Below are 24,653 nucleotides of genomic sequence, written 5' to 3'. Positions count from 1 at the left end.
GAAGAAAGGAGTCTGCCCTGATCATGACCGCACCTTCCATCACCCTTACCCGTCTGGACGTCCAGCGTCTGGAGCGCCTGATCGACAGCCTGGACGACACGCTGCCGGGCGTTATCGCGTTGCAAACCGAACTGGATCGCGCCGATACGGTGGTCGGCCACGATGAAGTGCCCGCCGATGTCGTGACCATGAACTCCCGGGTGCATTGCCGTGAAGAAGGCAGCGGCAAGGACTATCACCTGACGCTGGTCTACCCGAAGGACGCCAACGCCGACGAAGGCAAGATTTCCATCCTGGCGCCTGTTGGCAGCGCGCTGCTGGGACTGAAGGTCGGCCAACACATCGACTGGCCGGCTCCGGGTGGCAAGACATTGAAGCTGACCTTGCTGGAAGTTGAGTCGCAACCGGCCAATGGTGGCGCCTTTCCCGAGTGACCCCGTCAGACCTGATCGAGCGCCTCGTTCAAAGCGCGCTCCAGGTCAGCCTTGTAGCGCAGATACAAATGAGTGGAGCTCGGCCCGTCACCGAGCAGGCCGGACAGGTCCAGGTCGGTGATGTAGCAGCGGTAGCGCTCGGTTTTGCGCCGCTGCCCAACGATTTCCCGGGCGACCACGCTGAACAGCTGGTCGCCATGCTCCAGCTCCGAGAACTCCCGCTGATTGCAGTACAACGTGACTTGCACCTGACCTGGCGCGGCTTTGCCGATGATCGCCTGGACGTCGTAGAACGGTTTCTTGACCGGCGTTTGCGGGGTCGGTCGCGCTTCGATTCGACGAGCCCGTCCCGGACCTGATGGCAACAGTTGGCAATACCGGGTCTCCAGGCTCAGGGGCTGGGTCGCTTCCATTGGCAGCGAGGCTTCGCGCCGATACTGGATCGATTGCAGGAAGCGTTGCAACGGCATCAACAGGCTTTGCTCGTCGTGCCAGGGCAAACATTGCTGCCACAAGGCATTGAGCTCATCGAGCACGTACACATCAACCTGATCTTCATTGACCCGGTAGAACACTTGAATGCACTCCGGCTGGCCCATTGGCAGGAACAGCGCGAGGGCGTGGTCTTCCAGTGCATTGGGGTCCAGGTGCAGGGGACTGAAGCTCGGTCGTTCTTCGCCCAGGTAGTCGATCAGCGCTGGCAGCGTGGCCAGGGCTATGTGACGGACCTGGCCGGGCACCAGCTCCAGCACGTGGTAATGCTGCTGGACCTGGATCAGGTAGCGATGATTGAGCTGGCTGAGCAGCAGGTTCTGCGCGTTATCGAAGATTTCTTCCACGCGTTGCGCGATGAATTGCGCGCGGTTATGGCAGAAGCAACGCACCCGCAGCCTCGGTTGCTGCGAACCTGTAGGCAGGTTGTTGAGGTGATCGCGCAAGCAGTCGAGCAGGGCGTGGGGGCCGTCGTAGCGGCTGACCAGCACTTCGTTCCAGCTATTGAGCGTGACCTGATCCAGGGTCAGTACGAGGTTTTCCCTGACGCCGGCATAACTCAAGGAATCGGTGCGCTCGGTGGTCATCAGAATGTTCAAGTCGCGGTGGTGCTTGAGCGGATCGATCCCGACGTTTACCAAAATCAGCACTTCGCTTGGCACGCTAGCTCGCAGCAGTGTTTCTTCTGCGACGGTGGGCAGCGGCAGAGCAATGGTCTGCTGGAGGCTGCCGAGCAGGTTGAACAGTTCGAACTCGCTCAAGTCGCTGCTGCCAGGGTGCAGGGCCAGGCGGGTGCTGCTGTCGATCACGCCGTTGCGGTGGCACCAACCGAGCAGTTCCAGCAAATGGCGACCGCGTTTGATCGGCGCGAAATGCTCCCACTCCAGCGCAGTCAGGCTGCCGTTGTACAAACCCCATTGACCTTGCCCCGGCTCTTTTTTGTTTGGGGCGTGCACCAGCGTGAGGGTGTCTTCGGCCAGGTCCGGGGCAATGCCGGGGTTAATGACCTCTACTTTGCCGGCCTTGCGCTCGAACGCGGCGTACAGGCGACGGCCCAGGACACTGAGATCGCGTTTGTTGATCCGGCTGACGGTTTGTTCGTCGCGGGCGAACTGGGTCAGGAAGCGGTAGCTGTAATTCAATTCGCTGACCAGGGCTCGCCTTTCCGAGCCGACCTGGCGGACTTTCCATTGGCTGCGACTATCAAGCAATGCCAGTTGTCGCTGATCCCAATGCCATTCCCGGGCCAGCCGTTCAAGCAAGCAGCGTTGCCAGCTCTGGGTTCGGCTGCTGGTGCCGGTCAGTTTGCGATTGACCTTCAGATACAGGGCGCGGCGGACCAGTTCCAATCGTTGCGGTTCGTTGCGAGCAGTGAGGTATTCCTCGATGCGCCGGTAAACCACCATGTACGGATCGAGCTCGTCGAGGTCCAGGTGATTGGCGAATACCGCTTGCTTGAAGCGCAGGCTCAGGCAATGAACCCTTGGGTGTTCGCTGGCATAAACTTCGGTCAGCAAAAGCTTGAGAACCGATTTGTAAGGTGACTCGATGCCCTTGAACAACTGCCAGAGCCCGGCACCGATAAATTCACCCGGTGGAATGTAGGCCAGGTGGCCAAGATCGAGAGTTTCGTCAGCGCGGATGAAACGTTTTGAAATCAGGGCGTGTGTATAGCGCTCGTAACTCGACTCTTCGTAGACCGGTACCAGCCACCAGATCGGTGTTCGCCCGGCCAGCCAGATCGCGGTGCGATAAAACTCGTCCAGCAACAGATAGTGCTGGGTGGTGCCGCAATCTTCAGAGCTCAGTTGGGTATCGCGCTCGCCGCGAACGAAACTCACCGGCTCGATCAGGAAAAAGTGCGCCTCGGCGCCCTGGCTCGCCGCCCAGGTTTCCAGCAACTGACATTTTTTGCGCAATTCGGCGAGTTCGTTCTCGGTCAGGTCAGGCCCATGACAGACCCACACATCCATGTCGCTCTGATCGGCTTGCGCCAAAGTGCCAAGGCTACCCATCAGGAACAGGCCATGAATCGGCCGCGGCGGATTGCTGCCATGGCGTGGCTTGTAGGAAAAAGAGCGGGTCAGGCGCTGTGCTTCGGCCAGGAGATTGGTGTCCGGCTCGAAATTCGACAGCCCGGCCGGCGTGCTGCCCGAAACGTAACCTGGCAATAACGGATGATTGACGTGGAAAAACAGAGGCAGCAGGGTCAGGACCGATTGTTGGCGGGTCGATAACCCTTCCATGGCCCGGCCCAGACGGCCTTCGTTGAGTTTCAGAAAGCGTGCGCGCAGCTGGTTCAGAACCTTGCGGTCGATTCCCTCGTCCAGATCGGGGCGGATTTCATGGTTGCGGGTCATGTCAGCTCAAACCGGCTCGCAGGGCCCGGGCATGGGACTCTTCGGATGAGGCGCAGTTTAGCGCCTTGAGCCGAGGACTTTTAAGCTGATTTTGTTTTTCTGGCGTCAGATTTCTATCGTCAGGCGACAAAAATCAGAACGTATGCCCGCGGAAATCCCAGGATCGGGGTCTCCGTGGGCGATGGGGCAGAATTCAGGCTGTTTCTTCGGCGTTAAGAATGGTCAGCACGGTTTGCACATTTTGCGCGGCGTCACGACCCAGGCTGGTTAGATAACCGCCATCAGGCTGGTCGGTCAGTTCTTTTTCAAAAAGGCGTTTGGCGGCGGCAATGTGTTTCGGGGCAGCGGTCTGATGAATCTTCAGACCTTCCTGGGAACTGTCCAGGTTGAAGAGTGCGAGGACTTCCAGTTCGGCAACCAACTCAGGGGTAAGCGACATAAGGACTCCAGACTTTCTAGGAATTGGACGACAGCGCCCCTAAGGTGAGCCCACTTGCGCGGCATGTCCAGTGCTCGCGACAGGGTTTTTTCGATGGGGGCAACGTTCCCCGGCGGAACGTAATTCACTGGGGTGGGATCAGTGTAGTCGCGGGCTGACTGGCAACCGGACGGATTGGCAACAAATTGTGTGGGATAGGCATTTTGTGGCGAGGGAGCTTGACCCCGCTGGGTCGCGGAGCGGCCCCAAGAGCTTTACGACTGCTTCGCAGTCGAGCGGGAGCAAGCTCCCTCGCCACAGTGATCGGCGTCGATGCTTACTTCTTTTCCGGCGGCAATTCGGGCAATGCGCGCAGCGCTGCTTCGTACCATTCGGTATTGAACGCGCGGTCTTCTTCGAGAATCGCGTCGATTTCTACTGCCAGTACATGAGCCATCAGATTGAGGATTTCTTCGCGCTCGTAACCCACCAGGGTCAGCTTGTTGAACGTCGCCTTGGCCGCTGGCGGATTGTCGCTTTCAATCTGGTTTTCGATGGCCTGGATCAGGGTGCTCTCGGCGAACTCTTCTTCGTCGTTGTCGATATCGGTTGGCTCGCTCATGGCAGGCTCCTTGGAGAAAGACGGCCAGTCTACCCGCATTCAGGCGCGTGATGCTGCTGGCAAGAAACCCTGAAGCGTTCTATAAACAGCCACTGCCCACCCCCGCACGGCCTGGAGGCTATGTGATGCTCAAGCTCTACGGTTTTTCTGTCAGTAACTACTACAACATGGTCAAACTGGCTCTGCTGGAAAAAGGCCTGCCGTTTGAAGAGGTGCCGTTTTATGCAGGCACCAGCCCCGAAGCGCTGGCGATCAGCCCGCGCGGGAAGGTCCCGGTTTTGCACGTCGAACAGGGTTTCATCAACGAAACCAGCGTAATACTGGAATACATCGAGCAGAGCCAGAAAGGTACGCCGCTGCTGCCGAGTGATCCGTTCGAACGCGCACAGGTTCTCGCGTTGGCCAGGGAAATCGAGTTGTATATCGAACTGCCGGGTCGGGCTTGCTACCCCGAAGCGTTTTTTGGCGCGAAGGTACCCGAGGCGATCAAGGAAAAGACCAAGGCTGAGTTGCAGCTCGGCATGGCAGCATTGGGCAGGCACGGAAAATTCAGCCCCTACGTGGCGGGCGACAGCCTGAGCGTGGCGGATCTGTATTTCCTGTACAGCGTGCCGTTGGCGTGTGGGGTCGCCAAGAAGCTGTTTGGCATCGACCTGTTGGCCGACTTGCCGGCAGCCAAGGCGTTGCTGGAACGTCTGGGGCAAAACCCGAACGTGCAGCGAGTGGCGGCGGACAAGGAGGCGGGGATGCCCGCGTTCATGGCGATGATTGCGGGGAAGAAATAGGTCTTGTAGCGCGTCAATAACACATTCGCGGGCAAGTTGAATCGCCGCACCGCTTGCTCCTGCGGGCTTGAATCAAACCCGGGGAGTGTGCGGTGCGACGCCCCTGCCAAGCTTCAGCGGCTGACGAGTAATGCCTGGCCGCGGGCTACCGCAGCCTTCACCTGCGCTGGCGCAGTACCGCCGATGTGGTTGCGGGCATTGACCGAACCTTCCAGGGTCAGCACGGCAAACACGTCCTGATCGATCTGGTCGCTGAACTTGCGCAGTTCCTCCAGGCTCATTTCTGCCAGATCCTTGCCGCTGTCCACGCCGTATTTCACGGCATGTCCAACGATTTCGTGGCAGTCGCGGAACGGCAGGCCGCGTCGCACCAGATAGTCAGCCAGATCTGTGGCGGTAGAAAAACCCCGCAGGGCCGCTTCGCGCATCATGGCGTGCTTGGGCTTGATCGCCGGGACCATATCGGCAAAGGCGCGCAGCGAGTCGCGCAGGGTGTCGGCGGCGTCGAACAGCGGTTCCTTGTCTTCCTGGTTGTCCTTGTTGTAAGCAAGAGGCTGGCCTTTCATCAGGGTCAGCAGGCCCATCAGCGCTCCAAATACGCGGCCTGTCTTGCCACGAACCAGCTCAGGCACGTCCGGGTTTTTCTTTTGCGGCATGATCGAACTGCCGGTGCAGAAGCGGTCTGGCAGATCAATGAACTGGAACTGCGCGCTGGTCCATAGCACCAGTTCTTCCGAGAAGCGCGACAGGTGCATCATCGCGATGCTGGCGGCCGAGCAGAATTCGATAGCGAAGTCGCGATCGGAGACGTTATCCAGCGAATTGCCGCCGACTGCGTCGAAACCCAGCAGCTGCGCGGTGAACTCACGGTCGATCGGGTAGGTGGTGCCGGCCAGTGCCGCGCTGCCCAGTGGCATGCGGTTGGTGCGCTTGCGGCAGTCGACCAGGCGCTCATAGTCGCGGCTGAGCATTTCGAACCAGGCCAGCATATGGTGGCCGAAGGTCACCGGTTGCGCGGTTTGCAGGTGAGTGAAACCGGGCATGATGCTGGCGGCTTCGCGCTCGGCTTGCTCGAGCAGACCTTTTTGCAGGCGGGTGATTTCGCTCAGGATCAGGTCGATTTCGTCACGCAGCCACAGGCGGATATCGGTGGCAACCTGATCGTTGCGGCTGCGGCCGGTGTGCAGCTTTTTGCCGGTCACGCCGATGCGGTCGGTCAGGCGCGCCTCGATGTTCATATGCACGTCTTCGAGGTCGATGCGCCAGTCGAACTGGCCGGCCTCGATTTCACCCTGGATGGTGTTCAGGCCATCGATGATGCTGTCGCGCTCGGCATCGGTCAGCACGCCAACCTTGGCCAGCATGGTGGCGTGGGCGATCGAGCCCATGATGTCGTGGCGATACAGGCGCTGGTCGAAAGTGACGGAGGCGGTGAAGCGGGCGACGAAGGCGTCGACGGGTTCACTGAAGCGGCCGCCCCAGGACTGATTGGTCTTGTCAGTGCTCATGAATTCGCTCGTTTCGGCTTGAAGTAAGAAGGCGTGGAACGCTGGCGCGGATAATAACAGGGTTGCCAATCCTGTCGCTGACACTGGTCGACACGTTTTTTTCGGGTTGTAACCATGAGCCTGCGCAATTTTGCCAGACGATATTTTTCATTTGAGCAATATCACTCCTGCAACCGTCTACAGTTGGACAGTAGGGATCAGCGCACTTTTCGGTGCGGAGGCTGACTACTACTATAAGAAGAGGGGGTTCATATTGCGTATCAGCAAACCCTGTGGCGGTGCATCGCCGATGCGGGCCTGGGCCGCCATTTGCCCGGCAGACGAAAATTTAGCCGCCGGACCAGCGGCACTTTTTGACGCTCGCGCTAGTCTTAGCGTGGATCGCGGTGACGGACGTCACTCCACCTGTCTACGCTATCCTTGTGCGAGACTCACGCAGGAATCCAGCGCAATATGAATGTCCTGATCGTTGATGACGAACCCTTGGCCCGCGAGCGCCTGAGCCGAATGGTCGGCGAGCTGGAGGGATACAATGTCCTGGAGCCAAGCGCCACGAATGGTGAAGAGGCGTTGGCACTGATCGACAGCCACAAACCGGATATCGTTTTGCTCGATATTCGTATGCCAGGCCTCGATGGCCTGCAAGTGGCTGCGCGACTGTGCGAACGCGAAACCCCGCCCGCCGTGGTGTTTTGCACGGGCCCCGATGAATTTGCCGTGGAAGCCTTACAGGCCAGCGCCGTAGGCTATCTGGTGAAACCTGTGCGAACTGAACAATTGCATGATGCGTTGAAGAGAGCCGAGCGTCCCAATCGCGCCCAGCTCGCGGCCCTGACCCGCCCTGCTGCCGAAAGTGGCAGCGGCCCGCGCAGCCATATCAGCGCCAGAACCCGTAAAGGGATAGAACTGATTCCTCTGGATCAGGTGGTGTACTTCATTGCCGATCACAAGTACGTGACTTTGCGTCACGAGGCCGGCGAAGTCCTGCTCGACGAACCGCTCAAGGCGCTCGAAGACGAATTCGGCGACCGTTTCGTGCGAATCCATCGCAATGCATTGGTGGCGCGTGAACGTATCGAGCGATTGCAACGCACACCGCTCGGGCATTTTCAGCTGTTTCTCAAAGGCCTGAACGGCGATGCATTGATCGTCAGTCGGCGTCATGTGGCCGGCGTGCGAAAAATGATGCAACAGCTTTAATTCGCCGGCCGCAGGCGTATTTAACACCCGATTTCCGGACATCCGGGGCCAGGGAGGCCGCGCAGTATCTGATACAAGTCAAAGTGGATTTGGCTGAGCTGTTATTATCCGTCGCATTTATTCAGTACGGATTGATCCATGTCCTCTCGCGAGATCCGCATCGCCACCCGCAAAAGTGCGCTTGCCCTGTGGCAGGCCGAATACGTCAAAGCCCGTCTTGAAGCGGCCCATCCGGGCCTGCTCGTGACGCTGGTGCCCATGGTCAGTCGCGGCGACAAGCTGCTCGACTCGCCGCTGTCGAAAATTGGCGGCAAGGGTTTGTTCGTCAAGGAGCTGGAAACCGCGCTCCTGGAAAACGAAGCCGATATTGCCGTGCATTCGATGAAAGACGTGCCGATGGACTTCCCTGAAGGCCTGGGTCTGTTCTGTATCTGTGAGCGTGAAGACCCGCGCGATGCCTTTGTCTCCAATACCTACGCCAGTCTGGATGATTTGCCGCAAGGCAGTATTGTCGGCACATCGAGCCTGCGCCGTCAGGCTCAGTTGCTGACCCGCCGCCCGGACCTGGAAATCCGCTTCCTGCGGGGCAATGTCAACACTCGCCTGGCCAAGCTCGACGCCGGTGAATACGACGCGATCATTCTGGCGGCTGCCGGCCTGATTCGCCTGGGCTTCGAAGACCGCATCACCGCGACCATCAGTGTCGATGACAGCCTGCCGGCCGGTGGCCAAGGCGCAGTGGGCATTGAATGCCGCAGCGCTGACAGCGCAATTCATGCGCTGCTTGCGCCGCTGCATCATCAGGACACTGCCACCCGCGTCACTGCCGAACGTGCCCTCAATAAACATTTGAATGGCGGCTGCCAGGTGCCGATTGCCTGCTACGCCGTACTTGAGGGTGAGCAAGTGTGGTTGCGTGGCCTGGTGGGCGATCCGGGCGGTGGCCTGCTGCTCAGTGCTCAAGCGCGTGCTCCGCGTGGCGATGCCGAGGCGCTGGGTGTGCAAGTGGCAGAAGACTTGCTGAGTCAGGGTGCCGACGACATCCTCAAAGCGGTTTACGGCGAGGCAGGTCACGAGTGACCGGTTGGCGCTTGCTGCTGACGCGGCCCGTCGATGAATCGATGGCGCTGAGCAACTTGCTGGCCGGGCAGGGGGTTTTCAGCAGCAGTCTGCCGCTTTTGGACATCGTGCCGATGGCGGTCACTGACACAATGCTCCTGAGGGTTCAGGCGCTGGATCAATACTGTGCGGTCATTGTGGTCAGCAAGCCGGCGGCGAGAATCGGTGTCGAATTATTGAATCGGCATTGGCCACAACTTCCGCGCATCAAGTGGTTCAGTGTGGGTGCAGCGACGGCGCAAATGCTTCAAGACCGCGGCCTGGATGTGAGCTTTCCGGCAGAAGGTGATGACAGTGAGGCCTTGCTGACGCTGGCGCAATTGCGCGAGGCTATCGCCGGCCCGGATCCGCGAGTGTTGATCATGCGTGGGGAAGGCGGGCGCGAATTGCTGGCTGAGCGTATGCGTGAGCTTGGTGCTAGTGTCGAGTATCTGGAAGTGTACCGCCGCGACCTGCCGAAATATCCGCCAGCAGCACTCCCTGCAAGGATCGAGGCGGAACGCCTGAACGGGCTGGTGGTCAGCAGTGGACAAGGTTTTGAGCACCTGTACCAATTGGCAGGCGATGCCTGGCCGCAGTTGGCGCGATTGCCATTGTTTGTACCAAGTCCCAGGGTTGCCGAGCTGGCGCGTGCCGCCGGGGCCAAAACAGTTGTGGATTGTCGCGGCGCGAGTGCCGCGGCTTTGCTGACGGCGTTACGGGAGCATCCCGTACCCGTTTTCTAATGCAAAGGATGGATACGTGAGCGAAACAGCCTTGCCTAAAGATGACGTGCAGCCAGTGCTCGATGCACCGGTTGATGTACCTGGCGATGACATGCCGCCGCCTGCTGCAGTGCAGCACCGAGGCAATGGGCTGGCAATCGTCGCGCTGCTGCTGGGCGCCGCCGGTGTCGCGGTGGGTGGCTGGGGTGTCTGGCAGGTGCGGCACCTGCAAGCCAATAATCAGCAGCAGTTGAGTCAGGTTCAGGCTTTGAACGATCAGGCGCAAAGCCTGAAACTCAATGAAGAGCGTTTGACTGCGCGGCTGGCCGAGCTGCCTCAGGCCGATGAGCTGGAAGCGCGTAGCCGACTTGTCGCTCAGCTGCAGGGCGATCAACAGCGCTTGAACCAGCGTCTGGAAACTGTCCTGGGCGCCAGCCGCAAGGACTGGCGTCTGGCCGAGGCCGAGCACTTGTTGCGTCTGGCCAGCCTGCGACTGTCCGCCTTGCAAGACATCAGCAGCGCCCAGGCGCTGGTACAGGGCGCTGATGAAATTCTGCGCGAGCAGAATGACCCGGGCTCCTTCGCCGCACGCGAGCAAGTGGCCAAAACCCTGGTGGCTTTGCGCAGCACCGAACAGCCGGATCGCACCGGGTTGTTCCTGCGCATCGGGGCACTGCGTGATCAGGTGATCAGTCTCACTGAGCTGGCTCCGGAATATAAAGACCGTGGCGATTCGTTGCTCGGCCTGACCGCCGATGGCGACGGAGCCAGTCGCTGGGCTCAATGGTGGGATCAGATCTCGCGCTACATCCGCATCGACTTCAACGCCGACAAGAATGTCCGACCTCTGCTGGCGGGCCAGAGCCTGAGTCAGGTTCGCCTGGCGCTGAGCCTGGCGATGGAGCAGGCACAATGGGCTGCGCTCAATGGTCAGGCCGCAGTCTACACCCAGGCGCTGGATGAAGCGCGGGACGTACTCAAGGGCAACTTCAATCCGGATAACCCGCAAAGCAAAGTCATGCTGGAGCAGGTCACTGAGTTGAGCAAGCAGCCGGTCACTGTGGTCACGCCTGACCTGACGGGCACGCTCAGTGCGGTTCAAGGGTATCTGGAGCGGCGCAATGTGAATGCCGAGGATTCCATCAAGCCGCTGCCAAAACCAGCCGCGAGCGCCGCGCAGGAGGCCACGCCATGAAACGCCTCTATGTGATCGTGTTCCTCGCCATTGCTGTCGCAGCGGCGTTGGGGTTGGCGATTGCCGAGCACGCCGGCTACGTGCTGGTGGCCTACAAGTCTTTCCGATTTGAGTCCAGCCTGTGGGCGACCCTGGCACTGGTGGCCGTGCTGTGGCTGGTCATCTGGGGCATAAAGGCACTGATCGAACTGGTAATGACCTCCAGTGGCGTGGTCAACCCATGGTCTCGGCGTAATCGCAGCCGTCGGGTGCAGGTGGCGATTGAGCACGGTCAACTGGATCTGGCTGAAGGTCGCTGGGCCAGCGCGCAACGTCATCTCTACCGGGCTGCTGAAGCCGAGCGCCAGCCGCTGCTTTATTATCTCGGTGCTGCCCGGGCCGCAAACGAACAAGGGCATTACGAGGAAAGCGACAATCTGTTGGAGCGCGCACTTGAGCGTCAACCCCAGGCCGAACTGGCCATCGCGTTGAATCACGCACAATTGCAGACTGATCGCGGCGATACCGAAGGCGCTCTGGCCACCCTTCAAGCGATGCGCGAACGCCATCCGCATAACGCGCAGGCCCTGCGTCAGTTGCAGCGCCTGCACCAGCAGCGCGGCGACTGGTCGGCAGTGATTCGCCTGTTGCCGGAGCTGCGCAAGGATAAGGTCCTGCCGGCCGCCGAACTTGCCGAGCTGGAGCGTCGGGCCTGGGGTGCGAACCTGTCTCTGGCAGCGCAAACGGACGAGGACGGAACGGTTGGTCAACAGTCACTCGATCGTGCCTGGAAACAGCTGACTTCGGCACAACGACAAGAGCCGCAGCTGGTGCTGGCCTATGCCGAGCAGTTGCGCCAACTGGGAGCCCAGGTTGAAGCCGAGGAAGTCCTGCGTACCGCGCTCAAACGCAACTACAACAGTCACTTGGCGCGTCTCTATGGATTGGTTCGCGGCAGCGATCCGGCTCGTCAGCTTCAAACCGCCGAAGGTTGGCTCAAGGATCATCCGGCGGATCCCAGCCTTCTGTTGACCTTGGGCCGGCTATGCTTGCAAAACAGTTTGTGGGGCAAGGCTCGGGACTATCTGGAAAGCAGCTTGCGCGTGGAGCGCAATCCCGAAGCCTGCGCGGAATTGGCGCGCCTGCTGGCGCAAATGGGTGACGCCGAACGTAGCAATCAGCTTTTTCAGGAAGGTCTCGGTTTGTTGGATGAGCGTCTGTTGGCGGCTCCGCTACCATTGCCGGTTCGCGTCTGAAGCGCGTCTTTTTGCAGCAACTGGCGAGGCACGCGCCAGCTGCTGTAGAAGTGCAAAATGCAGGCAGTTTCCTTTTTCTGGGTGGTCTTCAGCAAAATCCTACAAAGGACTACGTTTAATCCCCTCACCTGCGTCGGGATTTCCCTACACCTGTGGTGAAGTGTCTCTGGCAACCAGCCTTGAAACGCGTTCACGCTTTCCTCTACCGTAACTGTCTGTCTCAACTTTTACGGAAAAGCCATGATTTTGGCCCGCTCACGCTCCTTGTTTTTCATGGCTTTCATCGCCGGTGCTCTGGCGTTGGGCGGTTCCTATTATCTGGAATATGTCGTTGGTCTGCGGCCTTGCGGCTTGTGTCTGTTACAACGCTTTTGCCTGGCACTCTTTACCGGCTGCTGTCTGATGGCTTCAATTCATGGTGCCGGTCGTGTAGGGAATGGCCTCTACTGGCTGCTTACGCTTGTTTGCAGCCTGGCGGGAACTGTCACGGCATGGCGACAGGTGTTGCTGCAAAGCAATCCTCTGAATCATTTAACGGCATGCTCAACCAATTTGAATGACCTGTACGCCAATACATCCTGGGTGTCATTTGTGCGCAAGATGTTCGATGGTACGTCTGACTGTGTGGAAATTTCCTGGACGCTGTTCGATTTAAGCATCACGGAATGGAGCCTGCTGTTGTTTATTGCGATGATGATTCTGGCTGTTTCGCAGGTGTGGCGCGGAGTTCGGATCCGCTGTCAACGACCGCTTAGCGGCGACTCGTCGCGCCGAACGCTTATCAGTGATTAAACACTTGTATGAACATTATCGTCTGCGTACCTTGAAGCCAGTGTCGTGCGGGCATAATCTGGCCCGCACGTGTCATTGGAATTATGTTGCTCGATGACGCTCTGCCTGACCGCCCACCGACGTTACAAGAGGCGAGCGGGCATAGAGCAGCTGACCCACAAGGGAAGAGAGATCACCATGCTCGAAAGTTGTCAGAATGCTCAGGAACGCTGGGGTGGAGTGCACCTGCTGATCGACCGTTGGCTGCAGGAGCGCAAAGAGCTGATCGATGCATACGACAAGCTCGGTGCAGAGCCTGAGGCGCTGGGCGAGAACCGAAAGCCCTTGCAGGAGTTCTGCGGCGTGCTGGTCGACTACGTGTCAGCCGGGCATTTCGAAATTTATGAACAGTTGACGGGGGAGGCCAAGGCCTTCAACGACAAACGTGGGCTGGAACTCGCCGAGACGATCTATCCCCGTATCGATGTCATCACCGAGAAGCTTCTCGCGTTCAATGACCTTTGCGATGAAGGCAAATGTGTCGCCGAGAAGTTCAAGGAGCTGGGCGGACTGTTGCACGAGCGCTTTGAACTGGAAGACTGCCTGATCGAAGTGCTGCATACCGCACACAAGGAAGTCGATTCGGTTCAAGCCTGAATCGCTTCACGCGAGACTCAAAAACGGTGCGCCAGGGCGCGCCGTTTTTTATGCCCGCTCAGCTGGTAGCGCCACGAAGCTCGACTTCGAACACCAGTGGTGTGAACGGTGCGATCACGTCACCGGCACCGTCGGCGCCGTAGGCTTGAGACGAAGGAATCACAAGTCGCCACTTTGCACCGACGGGCATGTTTTGCAGCGCGCTCCGCCATCCGGCAATGACGCTGTCGAGACTGAACCATTGTGGTTGGTTGTTCTGGTCGAATACCGTGCCGTCGGGCAAGCGACCGATGTACAACACTTGCACCTTGCCATTGGGTCCGGCCGTCGCACCATTGCCCGCCGTAAGCTCGGTCAGCAATACACCATCCGCCAGTTCATGAACGCCCGGCCTGGCTTTTTCTTCAGCGAGAAAACGTTGTTCTTTTTCCATGGCCGCCTCGCTGCGCGGTTCGGCTGATTGCATGGCAATCCGGGCTTCGTGCTCGGTCAGGATCTGTTCGATCTGTTCGTCTTTCAGTGCCAGAGGTTTGCCTTGATAGGCTTGTTGCAGGCCTTCGATCAGCGCCTGAAGTTGCAGGTCGGGAACCTCCTGGCGCAAGCGTTCACCCAGGCTCGCCCCCAGGCTGTAAGCAAGATCGTGAGCCTCATTTTCTCGCGTGGTTTCGGCGGCATGTGCCACAGAAAAGAACACGCACAGCGATAAAAAAAAGTAGCGCGACATGGGCTCTCTCCGACCTGAATTGCGCGCGATTATGCCAGTGAGATTGCGCGCAGCGGTGAACTGCTTTTACGTCGACGCAGAAGTTTTTCCGTCCTTTGCAACACAGCGCTTTCGATAGTGTCAACATGCCCTAGCGGCGGTTGCTGCAGAGGTCTAGTATGAGCCGCACTCACTTCAGCCAGGAGGTAAACCATGTCGGCCACCAAGAAGCCAGTAAATACTCCATTGCACCTGCTCCAACAACTCTCGGGCAGCCTGCTCGAGCATCTGGAAACCGCTTGTTCCGAAGCCTTGGCTGATGCTGAGAAATTGCTCGCCAAACTGGAAAAGCAACGCGGTAAAGCCCAAGAAAAACTGCACAAGTCCCGCACCAAATTGCAGGACGCTGCAACCGCTGGAAAAGCCAAGGCGCAAGCCAAGGCCAAAGGCGCAGTAGGCGATCTCGAGGAGTTGCTTGATGCGCTCAAGGATCGTCAATCGGAAACTCGCACCTACATTCTGCAACTCAAGCGCGATGCTCAGGAAAGCCTGAAACTGGCCCAGGGCGTTGGTCGTGTACAAGAAGCTGTCGGCAAGGCGTTGTCCCTGCGTGCAGCCAAACCTGCTGCGGCCCCTGCGAAGAAAGCCGCCGCCAAACCGGCTGCTGCAAAAGCACCGGCCAAGCCTGCCGCTGCAAAAACTGCTGCTGCCAAACCAGCAGCGAAAACTGCCGCCGCCAAGCCCGCTGCAAAACCGGCAGCAAGAAAACCTGCCGCTGCCAGCACCGCCAAACCTGCGGCTAAAACCACGGCCGCAAAACCTGCCGCTGCTCGTTCTGCCGCCAAGCCAGCCGCTGCTCGAACTGCCGCTGCGAAACCTGCTGCGAAACCGGCCGCCAAACCTGCTGCCAAACCAGCAGCACGAACCGCTGCCGCTAAACCTGCAGCGAAGCCTGCCGCCAAACCTGTTGCGGCCAAAACCGCTGCCAAGCCAGCGGCCAAACCTGCTGCCAAAGCACCGGCAAAACCAGCCGCTAAAACAGCTACTGCGAAACCCGCCGCTGCTAAACCTGCCGCCAAGCCTGCTGCAAAACCAGCTGCCAAGCCGGCAGTGAGAAAGCCGGTTGCCGCCAAGCCAGCCACAGCACCTGTGGCCAAACCTGCTACTCCGGCTCCAGCCACAGCACCTGCCTCGGCATCCACCCCATCGACAGCTACGCCAGCACCAACGCCGGCGTCTGCTCCGAGTGCAGCAGTGACCTCCCCGACCAGCGCTTCCTAAGTGCCGGTTACCGCGACGCGCAGTTGATGCAGCGCGTCGCGGTCCAGGTGGGCGGCGCCAGCTGCCACACCTTCAAGCCAGGCCGAGAGATCGGTCGCCTCATCCTGCGGCCAATTGTGTGCCGATCGTTCCAGTCGCAATAGCAGATGTCGCTCGGCTTCCAGCTCCAGCGCCTTCACTTGTTCACGCAAAGTATGCAAATCGACGTCTTCCGACGCCGCTGCTTTCCACTGCGTGCGCAAGGCTCGTAACGGCCGAACCACGTCGGCGTCCCAGGACTCGGCCACAGTGCGAAGTTGCTGCAAGCGCTGTTCATTGCAGGCGACTCCTCGCCGGCTCAGCCATGCAGCGCACAGCAGCAGGCAGACGTTAACGCCCGCCGACTGCAATTGCAGGCAGGCCTGTTCAACGCCCGGTCGGGCGTAACTGCTCAGGGAAAAGCTCCACAGGTCAGAGGACATAGTGCTACTCGCGCCAGTTGCGAGCGAAGCTGGTAGACTCCGCCGCCATTATGATTCGACTTCAGAACCTGACTTTACAGCGTGGCCCGCAACGTCTGCTAGAAGACGCCGAGCTGACGCTGCACGCCGGCCAGAAAGCCGGCCTCATCGGTGCCAACGGCGCCGGCAAATCGAGCCTGTTCGCCCTGCTTCGGGGTGAACTGCACCCGGACTCTGGTGATTGCTTCCTGCCGGCCGACTGGCGTATCGCCCACATGCGCCAGGAGGTCGACACGCTCGAACGCCTGGCGGTCGACTACGTGCTTGATGGCGACCTGCGCCTGCGTCAGGTGCAACGTGACCTGGCAGTAGCCGAAGCGGCCCACGACGGTGCCGCTCAGGCCCGCCTGCACTCCGAGCTCGATAGCGCCGACGGTTACACCGCCGATGCCCGTGCCCGCAAGTTGCTGGCCGGTTTGGGGTTCACCAACGAGCAGATGGATCGCCAGGTAGGAGATTTCTCCGGTGGCTGGAGGATGCGTCTGAACCTGGCGCAGGCCTTGATGTGTCCTTCGGACCTGCTGCTCCTCGACGAACCGACCAACCACTTGGACCTCGACGCCATCATCTGGCTCGAAGAGTGGCTCAAGAGCTATCCCGGCACCTTGATGCTGATTTCCCACGACCGGGATTTCCTCGATGCCGTGGTCGATCATGTGGCCCACGTCGATCAGCGCAAGATCACCTTGTACCGCGGTGGCTACAGCGCTTTCGAGCGTGCCCGTGCCGAACGTCTGGCCCAGCAACAACAGGCGTACGAGAAGCAGCAGGTGCAACGTGCGCACATGGAAAGCTACATCGCCCGCTTCAAGGCCCAGGCCACCAAGGCCCGTCAGGCCCAGAGCCGGATCAAGGCGCTGGAGCGGATGGAAGAGTTGACCGCTGCCCACGTCGACTCGCCGTTCGATTTCGTCTTCCGTGAATCACAGAAAATTTCCAGCCCGCTGATTGATCTGTCCGATGCTCGCCTGGGCTACGGCGACAAAGCCGTATTGGAAAAGGTCAAGCTGCAACTGACGCCGGGCGCTCGGATCGGTTTGCTTGGTCCGAACGGCGCCGGTAAATCGACCCTGATCAAGAACCTTGCCGGTGAGCTTTCGCCTCTGGCCGGGCGCTTGACCCGTGGCGAGAACACTGTGGTCGGTTATTTCGCCCAGCATCAACTCGACTCTCTGGACTCCAAGGCCAGCCCGTTGCTGCACTTGCAGCGTCTGGCGCCGACCGAGCGCGAACAGACCCTGCGCGACTTCCTCGGCGGTTTCGACTTCCGTGGCGCGCGGATCGATGAGCCGGTGCTGAATTTCTCCGGTGGCGAGAAGGCGCGTCTGGCCTTGGCGTTGATTGCCTGGGACCGGCCGAACCTGCTGCTGCTCGACGAACCGACGAACCACCTGGACCTGGAAATGCGCCTGGCGCTGACCATGGCCCTGCAGGAGTTCAGTGGTGCTGTGTTGGTGGTCTCTCACGATCGCCACTTGCTCAAAAGCACCACCGACAATTTCTATCTGGTGGCAGACGGCAAGGTTGAGGAATTCGACGGCGACCTCGAGGACTACACCCGCTGGTTGGTGGAGTATCGCCAGCGCAACGCGCCGGTCAGCAACACGCCGGTCAACCCGGACAAGACTGACAAGAAAGCCCAGCGTCAGGCCGCTGCTGCGTTGCGTCAGCAACTGGCGCCGCACAAGCGCGAGGCCGACAAGCTTGAAGTCGAGCTGGGCAAGCTTCACGAAAAACTGGCGAAGATCGATGCCAGTCTCGGCGACAGCGATATCTACGAGCCGGCGCGCAAAAACGAATTGCGTGACCTGCTGGCCGAACAAGCCAGGCTGAAGGTACGTGAGGCGCAGTTGGAAGAGTCTTGGATGGAAGCGCTCGAACTGCTGGAAAGCATGCAGGCGGAGCTGGAGGCGCTGTCCTGATGGACGCCTTCAAGCTGCCCCTGCCCGCCATGTGGGTGGAGCCGATCTGGCTCGGCGTACAAATCCTGTTGATCCTGCTGGCCGGCTACGTTGCCCAGCGTTTCGTCGCCAAATGCCTGACCCGTCTCGGCGAGCGCTATCCGTTTCCGCCGCAGTTGCTGATGCCGCTGCGCGGTGGCCTGCGCTGGCTGATCATGGGCAGCGCATTGATTTTCGTGCTGGAGCGTCTCGGGGTTTCGGCCACGGTGCTTTGGACGGCGTTGTCGGGGTTTGTCGCAGTCGCGGCGGTGGCGTTTTTCGCCATGTGGAGCGTGCTCTCCAATTTACTGTGCGCGATCCTGATTTTCACCGTCGGCCCGTTCCGGCTGGGCGACGAGGTCGAACTGGTGGATACCACTGACAAGCCGGGCGTGAAAGGGCGCGTGATTGCGATCAATCTGCTCTACACCACATTGATCGAGGCCGAGGAACTCGGCACCGGCAGCGCCATGGTGCAAGTGCCCAACAGCTTGTTCTTTCAGCGTTCGGTCAGGCGTTGGCGCGGGACGGATGTGTTTCCTTCCAGCGGATTTGAGAAGTAGCCCTCAAGATCGCAGCCTTCGGCAGCTCCTACATTGGAACGTGTTTTCCCGTAGGAGCTGCCGAAGGCTGCAATCTTTGTTTTCGACCATCAGCATTCCCTTTTCCTACAAAAAATCGGTAGTCATGGGCCCAAAGCCGCATTAGCTTAGACATCTGTCACGAGTCTGAGTCGAGGTGTGCAATGGAGCTTCAAACGTGGCTGGCGTTCTTTGCCGCCTGCTGGGTGATCAGTCTTTCCCCTGGTGCCGGCGCCATTGCGTCGATGTCCAGCGGTCTGCAATACGGGTTCTGGCGCGGTTACTGGAACGCCTTGGGCCTGCAATTGGGTCTGGCGGTACAAATTGCGATTGTCGGTGCCGGTGTCGGGGCGATTCTCACGGCGTCGGCGACGGCCTTCCATGCGATCAAATGGTTCGGCGTGGCGTACCTGGTCTATCTCGCGATCAAGCAATGGCGCGCGCTGCCCAGCGATATGAGCGATGACGCAGCGGTTCGCCAGATCGGCAAGCCCTTGGCCCTGGTGTTCCGTGGTTTTCTGGTGAACATCAGTAACCCCAAGGCGCTGGTGTTCATGCTCGCGGTACTGCCGCAGTTCATCGATCCGCATGCACCGCTGCTGATTCAGTACGTGATCATCGGCGTCACCATGATCTGCGTCGACTTGATCGTCATGGCCGGCTACACCGGCCTGGCCTCCAAAGTATTACGTCTATTGCGCACACCGAAACAGCAAAAGCGCATGAACCGGACGTTCGCCGGGTTGTTCATCGGTGCGGCGGCCTTCATGGCAACTTTGCGAAAAGCCGCCGTGTAAAAACATCCAAGTAAAAAAGGCGACCCTGACGGTCGCCTTTTTTGTTTGGAAATCAGCACCCTGGTGAGGATGAATCGCTAACAAAGCTTGAGCGAAACCCGGCAGGCGTTAACAATATGTAACTTCGTATTTCCAATTGAGATTCATTCATGATTGCGCCGTCCCGTTTACTGGCCTGGCTGCTGCTGCCGCTGTTTGCGTCATGCAGCTTTCAATTGCTGGCCGATCCCGTTGATGGCGCGCCGCAGGCGTTGCACTTGCTTGATTACATCGGCGCGGACTACCCGGACACGGTGCAGGCTGGAAGCATCATTAATGAGGCCGATTACCGCGCCCAACAAGAGTCGATCAAGGCATTGCAGGCCTTGGTCGAGGCCATGCCGGCCAAGCCGGAGAAAGCCGCTCTGGAGCAGGGCGTGGTCATTCTGCGAAATGCAGTCGCCGCTCGTCAGGAGGGCGCCGAAGTAGCCCGGCAGTCTCGGCAACTGGGCGCAAAGCTGGCCGTGGCCTATGAGGTCAGCCAAGCCCCGATCATTACGCCTGATCCCGCCCGCGGTGCGCCGCTATATGCCCAGCACTGTTCGGTCTGCCACGGTGACACCGGTGCCGGCGACGGCCCGGCGGGTGTCGGCCTGACCCCGCCGCCATCCAATCTGCGCGATGCCTCGCGTCTGGATCGCCTGAGCCTCTACGCGATCTACAGTGCTGTGGGCCAGGGCGTGGAGGGGACGGATATGCCGGCTTTTGCTGATCAGCTTGACGATCGTCAACGCTGGGACCTGGCGACCTATATCGCCAGCTTCAGTGCCGAAGTGGCTGCGGTCAACGGTGACAAAATCTACAACATCGCCGACCTGTCCCGTCAGACGCCGGTTGAAGTGCAGGCCGCCGAAGGGCCGCAAGCAGCGGCGACATTCCGTGCCCAAAGAGCGCAGCCTCCACAGGTCAAACGTGGACCGGCGCAATTGCTCGATTACACCGCCGCTACCCTGGACAAGAGTATCGCGGCGTATCGTGCCGGTGATCACGATCAGGCCTATGACCTGTCGGTAGCGGCTTACCTGGAAGGCTTCGAACTGGTTGAGAGCTCCCTCGACAATGTCGATGCCAATGTGCGCAAAGACACCGAAAAATCCTTGATGGCTTACCGTCAGTCGTTGCAGGACGGTTTGTCGGTAAACGAAGTCGAGCAGCGACTGGATGCGGCCAAGGCAAAACTGAAAACCTCAGCCGGATTGTTGGGTGGCGATGGCTTGAGCTGGTCCCTGAGCTACATCTCCGGTCTGCTGATCCTGTTGCGTGAAGGGCTGGAAGCGATCCTGGTGCTGGCGGCGATACTGGCGTTCCTGCGCAACACCGGCCAACAATCGGCGGTACGCAGCGTCAACGTCGGCTGGGGCCTGGCGTTGGTCGCAGGTTTGGCGACCTGGGCGGTGGCAGCCTATGTGATCGATGTCAGCGGTTCACAGCGTGAGTTGCTGGAAGGCGCGACGGCATTGTTCGCCGCCGTCATGGTGCTGTGGTTGGGCGTGTGGATGCACGACCGTCGCCACGCAGCGGCCTGGCAAGACTACATCAAGAGCAGCCTGGTGGGCGGCGGCGGACGGTTCGGCTTTGCGACCCTGGCGTTTTTTTCGGTGTACCGCGAGTTGTTTGAAGTGATTCTGTTCTACGAAACCCTGTGGTTGCAGGCAGGTCCGGCGGGGCATAACGCGGTATTGGCCGGTGGCGCTACGGCGCTGGTGCTGCTGATCGGTCTGGCGTGGGTGATTTTGCGCGGATCGGCCAAGCTGCCGCTGTCGTTGTTCTTCAGCATCAACGCCGGCCTGTTGTGCGCGTTGTCGGTGGTGTTCGCCGGGCATGGCGTGAAGGCGTTGCAAGAGGCCGGAATCTTCGGCACGCGGCCGGTGCCGTTCATTGAGTTCGACTGGCTGGGGATTCACGCGGATGCGTATTCGCTGAGTGCGCAGGCTGTGGCGATCGTAGCGATCGTTGTGTTGTATGGTCGTAGCTGGGTGGCCGAGAAGCGGCGGGTTACGGCTTAACAGCATTCGCTACGCTCATAATCGCGAGCAGGCTCGCCCACAGGATTAGCGTTAACCTTGTGGGAGCGAGTCTGCCCGCGATGCTTTTCAACAGAGGAAAACATGATGCGCGTATGGATCGATGCCGACGCCTGCCCCCGGGCGGCCAAGGACCTGGTAGTGAAGTTCGCCCTCAAGCGTCAGTTCGAAGTGGTGCTGGTGGCCGGGCAACCGCAGATCAAACCGGGTCTGGCGCTGGTCAAGTTGATCGTAGTGCCGAGCGGCCCGGATGCCGCAGATGATTATCTGGTGGAACACGCGGTTCCCGGCGAGCTGGTGATTTGCAGCGACGTGCCGCTGGCCGATCGTTTGGTGAAGAAGGGTGTGGCCGCGCTGGATCCGCGTGGCAAGGAGTTTGACGCGCAGAACATGGGTGATCGGTTGGCGGTGCGTAATCTGTTTACCGATCTGCGTGAACAGGGCCAAGTGAGCGGTGGCCCGGCACCGTTTGGCGAGCGTGAGAAGCAGGCGTTTGCCAACGCGCTGGATCGGATCCTGACCCGGCTCACCCGTAAGATCTGAAAAGATCGCAGCCTGCGGCAGCTCCTACAATGGATCGGTGCGTATCCGTAGGAGCTGCCGCAGGCTGCGATCTTTTGATTTTGCTTTTACGCGTCGTTTTCGTGGGTCAGTTCCAGCACGCGATCCACGAGCTTGTTGATCCCGGACGCCGCTTCACTGATCGATTGCGCCAGCATGTAAGCCGGAGTCGTCACCAGTTTGCGCGCCTTGTCCTCGACGATGTCGTTCACTGCGCATTCCTTGTGGGTCGCCCCCATCTTGTTCAGCGCGGCGGCTGTGTCGGTGTCGTTGCCGATCGTACAGGTCACACCGGGGCCGTAGATTTTTGCGGCCAGGGCCGGAGAAATGCAGATCAGGCCGACCGGCTTGCCTGCCTCGGCAAAGGCTTCGGTCAGCGTCAGTACATCCGGTTGAACGCTGCAGCCGGTGCCTGCGATGGCGAAATTGGAAAGGTTCTTGGCCGAACCGAAACCGCCGGGAACGATCAGTGCGTCGAACTCTTCGGCGTTTGCCTCACGGATGTCCTTGACCTCGCCACGGGCAATGCGCGCCGACTCCACCAGTACATTGCGCGACTCGGGCATTTCTTGCCCGGTCAGGTGGTTGATCACATGCAATTGCGCGATATCGGGTGCGAAACACTGCACCTGCGCGCCACGCTGGTCCAGGCGCAACAGGGTAATCACACTTTCGTAAATCTCGGCGCCGTCGTATACGCCACAACCGGAAAGGATCACTGCAACTTTTTTGCTCATGGGCTTTTCTCCAGATTCATGGCGTTAAATGTCCACTAATTTGTCACTCGTTGCCATAGGGTTAATTCGCGGCTACACCTAGCATCTGTCCTCAAGATTCCGATCAGGGCGCGTCATGGACTTCATTCTGTATGCGGTGCCGTTTTTCTTTGTGCTGATTGCCGTCGAATTGCTGGCCGATCGTTGGCGCGGGGTCAGCAACTATCGGGTGGCGGACGCGATCAACAGCATCAGCACCGGTGTGTTGTCGACCACCACGGGCCTTTTGACCAAGGGTGTGGGGTTGGTGACCTACGCCTTCGCTCTCAAGCATCTGGCGCTGTTCGAGCTGCCCGCCGACAGCGTCTGGGTCTGGGTATTGGCCTTCGTCTTTTATGACTTCTGCTACTACTGGCTGCACCGCATGGGGCACGAGCGCAATATCCTCTGGGCCGCCCATTCGGTGCATCACCAGAGCGAGGACTACAACCTGTCCACCGCCTTGCGCCAAACCAGCACCGGTTTTCTGTTGAGCTGGATTTTCTATCTGCCGATGGCGGTCGTTGGTGTGCCGTTGATTGTGTTCGTCAGTGTCGCAGCGCTCAATTTGCTGTACCAGTTCTGGGTGCACACGCGGCACATTCCCAAGCTCGGCTGGTTCGAGTGGTTTTTCGTCACGCCATCCAATCATCGGGCTCACCATGCACAGAACGCTCTCTACATGGATCGCAACTACGGCGGGGTGTTCATTATTTGGGACCGTCTATTCGGCTCGTTCCAGGAAGAAGACGACAACGAACCAGTGATTTTCGGCGTGACCACGCCCTTGGCGAGCTGGAATCCGGTGTGGGCGAATGTGCAGTTCTATGCGCAACTATGGGCAGACGCCCGGCGTGCCGAAAATACCTGGGACAAGCTGCGAATCTGGTTCATGCGCACCGGTTGGCGGCCGGCTGATGTGGCGGCCAAATATCCCATGAACAAGCCGGACCTGAGCCAGTTCCGCAAGTTCGAAGTGGCGCTGGACGGGCGTCAACAGGTCTACGTGCTGTTGCAGTTCTGCGCCTACATTGCGCTGGGCAGTTACCTGATGAATCTGGAGCCGCGCTTGCCGGCCGCCGCCCTCCTGTTGGGCTGGGGAGCGGTGGCGTTCGGCTTGTTTGTACTGGGCGTGGCCCTGGAGAATCGCCCGTGGGCGTTGAAGCTGGAGCTATTGCGACTGGCATCGAACCTGCCGCTGGTGTGGCTGGCGCCGATGGTGGGACTATGGCCAGCCAGTGCCGTGGGTTGGGTCGGCTTGCTCAGTTACAGCCTGTTGAGTGGAATCGGCCTCTACTGCTGTAGAAACCGCTTCACTCGGCTGGCGTCGTAGGGCCTTCGGTTTTGGCTCGTTCGGCTTTCAGGGCCTGTTCGTCGGCGTAGATCTTTTTGGCCAGGCGGGCATTCTTGAAGCGCCGACGCAGCCATAGCACCACGCCCAGGACCAGCAAGGCGCCGAGTACCCACAGTTCATACTTCTTCACGCTGCCGAGCATGCCTTCGAGTACCGCGCCAAAGTGATAGGCCGCTGCCGCGAGGGCAGTGGCCCAGATTGCCGCACCAATCCCGTTCAGCAACAGGTAACGTCCCGGCGGATAACCCGACAGACCGATGGCCACCGGCATGACGGTGCGCAATCCGTAAACGAAGCGGAAACTCAGGACCCAGATATCCGGGTGTCTGCGGATATGCTCCAGCGCCCGGTCACCCATCATTTGCCAACGAGGTTTGCGGGCCAGTAATTTGCGGCCGTGCTTGCGTCCCAGGAAGTACCACAGCTGATCGCCGGCATAACTGCCGCAAAAAGCCACGACCACCACCAGGTTGATGTCCATGTATCCACGGAACGCGAGGAAGCCCGCGAGCACGAGAATGGTTTCGCCTTCGAAAAACGTGCCAAGGAACAGGGCAAAATAGCCGAAGTCATGCAGAAATTGTTGGAGCATTGTCTGGGTGCTGGCGAAATGAACGC

Annotated in this window: 24 protein-coding genes; 16 read left to right on the top strand and 8 right to left on the bottom strand. The window is 59.6% G+C overall.

What is annotated here, in order from left to right:
- Nucleotides 1-23: 23 nt before the first annotated feature.
- Nucleotides 24-434 carry a nucleoside diphosphate kinase regulator gene (rnk, locus tag QMK58_RS28740; protein ID WP_007911103.1) on the top strand — a complete coding sequence of 137 codons (411 nt, stop codon included), beginning with the start codon at nt 24-26 and terminating at the stop codon, nt 432-434.
- 5 nt (nt 435-439) lie between these two features.
- Here the strand turns inward: rnk and QMK58_RS28735 are convergent, their stop codons facing one another.
- From QMK58_RS28735 to QMK58_RS28725, 3 genes are all read right to left on the bottom strand, one after another.
- The gene (locus tag QMK58_RS28735) at nt 440-3,286 is read right to left on the bottom strand and encodes a class I adenylate cyclase (protein WP_053163772.1); all 2,847 of its coding nucleotides are present in this window, start codon (nt 3,284-3,286) and stop codon (nt 440-442) included.
- A 193-nt stretch (nt 3,287-3,479) separates the two neighbouring features.
- Nucleotides 3,480-3,725 (bottom strand): TIGR02647 family protein, encoded by a 246-nt coding sequence (locus tag QMK58_RS28730; protein ID WP_053163770.1) that lies wholly within the window; start codon nt 3,723-3,725, stop codon nt 3,480-3,482.
- Between the two features lie 316 nt (nt 3,726-4,041).
- Nucleotides 4,042-4,326: a hypothetical protein gene (locus tag QMK58_RS28725; protein WP_053163768.1), complete on the bottom strand. Its 285-nt coding sequence runs from the start codon at nt 4,324-4,326 to the stop codon at nt 4,042-4,044.
- A 125-nt stretch (nt 4,327-4,451) separates the two neighbouring features.
- Here QMK58_RS28725 and QMK58_RS28720 point away from each other — a divergent pair, with 125 nt between their 5' ends.
- The gene (locus QMK58_RS28720) at nt 4,452-5,111 is read left to right on the top strand and encodes a glutathione S-transferase family protein (protein WP_053163767.1); all 660 of its coding nucleotides are present in this window, start codon (nt 4,452-4,454) and stop codon (nt 5,109-5,111) included.
- A 113-nt stretch (nt 5,112-5,224) separates the two neighbouring features.
- On the opposite strand, the gene argH is transcribed toward QMK58_RS28720, so the two are convergent.
- On the bottom strand, nt 5,225-6,619 hold the full coding sequence (gene argH / locus QMK58_RS28715; RefSeq protein WP_053163765.1) for an argininosuccinate lyase: 1,395 nt from the start codon (nt 6,617-6,619) through the stop codon (nt 5,225-5,227).
- Nucleotides 6,620-7,072: 453 nt separating this feature from the next.
- Between argH and QMK58_RS28710 the strand changes: the two genes are divergently transcribed.
- The 7 genes from QMK58_RS28710 to QMK58_RS28680 all read left to right on the top strand — a co-directional run bounded on the left by QMK58_RS28710 (nt 7,073) and on the right by QMK58_RS28680 (nt 13,500).
- Entirely contained in the window at nt 7,073-7,819 is a 747-nt protein-coding gene (locus tag QMK58_RS28710) for a LytR/AlgR family response regulator transcription factor (protein ID WP_053163763.1), read from the top strand.
- A 138-nt stretch (nt 7,820-7,957) separates the two neighbouring features.
- Nucleotides 7,958-8,899 carry a hydroxymethylbilane synthase gene (gene hemC, locus QMK58_RS28705; RefSeq protein ID WP_053163761.1) on the top strand — a complete coding sequence of 314 codons (942 nt, stop codon included), beginning with the start codon at nt 7,958-7,960 and terminating at the stop codon, nt 8,897-8,899.
- Nucleotides 8,896-9,663, top strand: coding sequence for a uroporphyrinogen-III synthase (locus tag QMK58_RS28700; protein WP_053163759.1), 768 nt, complete (start codon nt 8,896-8,898; stop codon nt 9,661-9,663). Before hemC ends, QMK58_RS28700 begins: the two co-directional genes overlap by 4 nt.
- 16 nt (nt 9,664-9,679) lie before the next feature.
- A complete protein-coding gene (locus tag QMK58_RS28695; protein ID WP_320395723.1) occupies nt 9,680-10,837 on the top strand; it encodes a uroporphyrinogen-III C-methyltransferase in 1,158 nt (385 codons plus the stop codon).
- Nucleotides 10,834-12,072, top strand: a complete 1,239-nt coding sequence (locus QMK58_RS28690) for a heme biosynthesis protein HemY (protein ID WP_053163757.1) — start codon at nt 10,834-10,836, stop codon at nt 12,070-12,072. The genes QMK58_RS28695 and QMK58_RS28690 overlap by 4 nt, the downstream gene beginning before the upstream one ends.
- A gap of 240 nt (nt 12,073-12,312) precedes the next feature.
- A complete protein-coding gene (locus QMK58_RS28685; RefSeq protein WP_053163755.1) occupies nt 12,313-12,864 on the top strand; it encodes a disulfide bond formation protein B in 552 nt (183 codons plus the stop codon).
- A 177-nt stretch (nt 12,865-13,041) separates the two neighbouring features.
- On the top strand, nt 13,042-13,500 hold the full coding sequence (locus QMK58_RS28680; RefSeq protein ID WP_053163753.1) for an Rsd/AlgQ family anti-sigma factor: 459 nt from the start codon (nt 13,042-13,044) through the stop codon (nt 13,498-13,500).
- Between the two features lie 58 nt (nt 13,501-13,558).
- Here the strand turns inward: QMK58_RS28680 and QMK58_RS28675 are convergent, their stop codons facing one another.
- Nucleotides 13,559-14,224: an FKBP-type peptidyl-prolyl cis-trans isomerase gene (locus tag QMK58_RS28675; RefSeq protein WP_053163751.1), complete on the bottom strand. Its 666-nt coding sequence runs from the start codon at nt 14,222-14,224 to the stop codon at nt 13,559-13,561.
- A gap of 192 nt (nt 14,225-14,416) precedes the next feature.
- Between QMK58_RS28675 and QMK58_RS28670 the strand changes: the two genes are divergently transcribed.
- A complete protein-coding gene (locus tag QMK58_RS28670; protein WP_320395722.1) occupies nt 14,417-15,484 on the top strand; it encodes an AlgP family protein in 1,068 nt (355 codons plus the stop codon).
- On the opposite strand, the gene QMK58_RS28665 is transcribed toward QMK58_RS28670, so the two are convergent.
- Entirely contained in the window at nt 15,481-15,945 is a 465-nt protein-coding gene (locus QMK58_RS28665) for a TIGR02444 family protein (RefSeq protein WP_053163747.1), read from the bottom strand. The two genes, QMK58_RS28670 and QMK58_RS28665, sit on opposite strands and share 4 nt — an antisense overlap.
- Before the next feature lie 50 nt (nt 15,946-15,995).
- Between QMK58_RS28665 and QMK58_RS28660 the strand changes: the two genes are divergently transcribed.
- From QMK58_RS28660 to QMK58_RS28640, 5 genes are all read left to right on the top strand, one after another.
- Nucleotides 15,996-17,906 (top strand): ATP-binding cassette domain-containing protein, encoded by a 1,911-nt coding sequence (locus QMK58_RS28660; protein WP_053163743.1) that lies wholly within the window; start codon nt 15,996-15,998, stop codon nt 17,904-17,906.
- On the top strand, nt 17,906-18,487 hold the full coding sequence (locus QMK58_RS28655) for a mechanosensitive ion channel family protein (RefSeq protein WP_320395721.1): 582 nt from the start codon (nt 17,906-17,908) through the stop codon (nt 18,485-18,487). Before QMK58_RS28660 ends, QMK58_RS28655 begins: the two co-directional genes overlap by 1 nt.
- A gap of 182 nt (nt 18,488-18,669) precedes the next feature.
- The gene (gene rhtB / locus QMK58_RS28650; protein ID WP_053163739.1) at nt 18,670-19,302 is read left to right on the top strand and encodes a homoserine/homoserine lactone efflux protein; all 633 of its coding nucleotides are present in this window, start codon (nt 18,670-18,672) and stop codon (nt 19,300-19,302) included.
- Between the two features lie 149 nt (nt 19,303-19,451).
- Complete coding sequence (locus QMK58_RS28645) at nt 19,452-21,347, top strand: cytochrome c/FTR1 family iron permease (RefSeq protein ID WP_320395720.1); 1,896 nt, start codon at nt 19,452-19,454, stop codon at nt 21,345-21,347.
- A gap of 105 nt (nt 21,348-21,452) precedes the next feature.
- Complete coding sequence (locus QMK58_RS28640; RefSeq protein ID WP_053163735.1) at nt 21,453-21,908, top strand: YaiI/YqxD family protein; 456 nt, start codon at nt 21,453-21,455, stop codon at nt 21,906-21,908.
- A gap of 86 nt (nt 21,909-21,994) precedes the next feature.
- Here QMK58_RS28640 and elbB read toward each other — a convergent pair whose 3' ends face one another.
- A complete protein-coding gene (elbB, locus tag QMK58_RS28635) occupies nt 21,995-22,663 on the bottom strand; it encodes an isoprenoid biosynthesis glyoxalase ElbB (protein WP_320395719.1) in 669 nt (222 codons plus the stop codon).
- 115 nt (nt 22,664-22,778) lie between these two features.
- Here elbB and QMK58_RS28630 point away from each other — a divergent pair, with 115 nt between their 5' ends.
- A complete protein-coding gene (locus QMK58_RS28630) occupies nt 22,779-24,014 on the top strand; it encodes a sterol desaturase family protein (protein ID WP_320395718.1) in 1,236 nt (411 codons plus the stop codon).
- Here QMK58_RS28630 and QMK58_RS28625 read toward each other — a convergent pair.
- Nucleotides 23,995-24,627, bottom strand: coding sequence for a DedA family protein (locus QMK58_RS28625; protein WP_053163729.1), 633 nt, complete (start codon nt 24,625-24,627; stop codon nt 23,995-23,997). The genes QMK58_RS28630 and QMK58_RS28625 overlap by 20 nt on opposite strands.
- Between the last annotated feature and the right edge of the window lie 26 nt (nt 24,628-24,653).

It is taken from the genome of Pseudomonas sp. P8_241 (assembly GCF_034008315.1).
In the GTDB taxonomy this organism is placed as follows: domain Bacteria; phylum Pseudomonadota; class Gammaproteobacteria; order Pseudomonadales; family Pseudomonadaceae; genus Aquipseudomonas.
Note: the sequence above shows the minus strand (reverse complement) of the source record. Positions and strands in the feature narration are given on the sequence as shown.

Coding starts and splice junctions, on each gene's coding strand:
- rnk (WP_007911103.1), top strand. CDS start 24: ATGACCGCACCTTCCATCACCCTTACCCGTCTGGACGTCCAGCGTCTG.
- QMK58_RS28735 (WP_053163772.1), bottom strand. CDS start 3,286: ATGACCCGCAACCATGAAATCCGCCCCGATCTGGACGAGGGAATCGAC.
- QMK58_RS28730 (WP_053163770.1), bottom strand. CDS start 3,725: ATGTCGCTTACCCCTGAGTTGGTTGCCGAACTGGAAGTCCTCGCACTC.
- QMK58_RS28725 (WP_053163768.1), bottom strand. CDS start 4,326: ATGAGCGAGCCAACCGATATCGACAACGACGAAGAAGAGTTCGCCGAG.
- QMK58_RS28720 (WP_053163767.1), top strand. CDS start 4,452: ATGCTCAAGCTCTACGGTTTTTCTGTCAGTAACTACTACAACATGGTC.
- argH (WP_053163765.1), bottom strand. CDS start 6,619: ATGAGCACTGACAAGACCAATCAGTCCTGGGGCGGCCGCTTCAGTGAA.
- QMK58_RS28710 (WP_053163763.1), top strand. CDS start 7,073: ATGAATGTCCTGATCGTTGATGACGAACCCTTGGCCCGCGAGCGCCTG.
- hemC (WP_053163761.1), top strand. CDS start 7,958: ATGTCCTCTCGCGAGATCCGCATCGCCACCCGCAAAAGTGCGCTTGCC.
- QMK58_RS28690 (WP_053163757.1), top strand. CDS start 10,834: ATGAAACGCCTCTATGTGATCGTGTTCCTCGCCATTGCTGTCGCAGCG.
- QMK58_RS28685 (WP_053163755.1), top strand. CDS start 12,313: ATGATTTTGGCCCGCTCACGCTCCTTGTTTTTCATGGCTTTCATCGCC.
- QMK58_RS28680 (WP_053163753.1), top strand. CDS start 13,042: ATGCTCGAAAGTTGTCAGAATGCTCAGGAACGCTGGGGTGGAGTGCAC.
- QMK58_RS28675 (WP_053163751.1), bottom strand. CDS start 14,224: ATGTCGCGCTACTTTTTTTTATCGCTGTGCGTGTTCTTTTCTGTGGCA.
- QMK58_RS28670 (WP_320395722.1), top strand. CDS start 14,417: ATGTCGGCCACCAAGAAGCCAGTAAATACTCCATTGCACCTGCTCCAA.
- QMK58_RS28665 (WP_053163747.1), bottom strand. CDS start 15,945: ATGTCCTCTGACCTGTGGAGCTTTTCCCTGAGCAGTTACGCCCGACCG.
- QMK58_RS28660 (WP_053163743.1), top strand. CDS start 15,996: ATGATTCGACTTCAGAACCTGACTTTACAGCGTGGCCCGCAACGTCTG.
- QMK58_RS28655 (WP_320395721.1), top strand. CDS start 17,906: ATGGACGCCTTCAAGCTGCCCCTGCCCGCCATGTGGGTGGAGCCGATC.
- rhtB (WP_053163739.1), top strand. CDS start 18,670: ATGGAGCTTCAAACGTGGCTGGCGTTCTTTGCCGCCTGCTGGGTGATC.
- QMK58_RS28645 (WP_320395720.1), top strand. CDS start 19,452: ATGATTGCGCCGTCCCGTTTACTGGCCTGGCTGCTGCTGCCGCTGTTT.
- QMK58_RS28640 (WP_053163735.1), top strand. CDS start 21,453: ATGCGCGTATGGATCGATGCCGACGCCTGCCCCCGGGCGGCCAAGGAC.
- elbB (WP_320395719.1), bottom strand. CDS start 22,663: ATGAGCAAAAAAGTTGCAGTGATCCTTTCCGGTTGTGGCGTATACGAC.
- QMK58_RS28630 (WP_320395718.1), top strand. CDS start 22,779: ATGGACTTCATTCTGTATGCGGTGCCGTTTTTCTTTGTGCTGATTGCC.
- QMK58_RS28625 (WP_053163729.1), bottom strand. CDS start 24,627: ATGCTCCAACAATTTCTGCATGACTTCGGCTATTTTGCCCTGTTCCTT.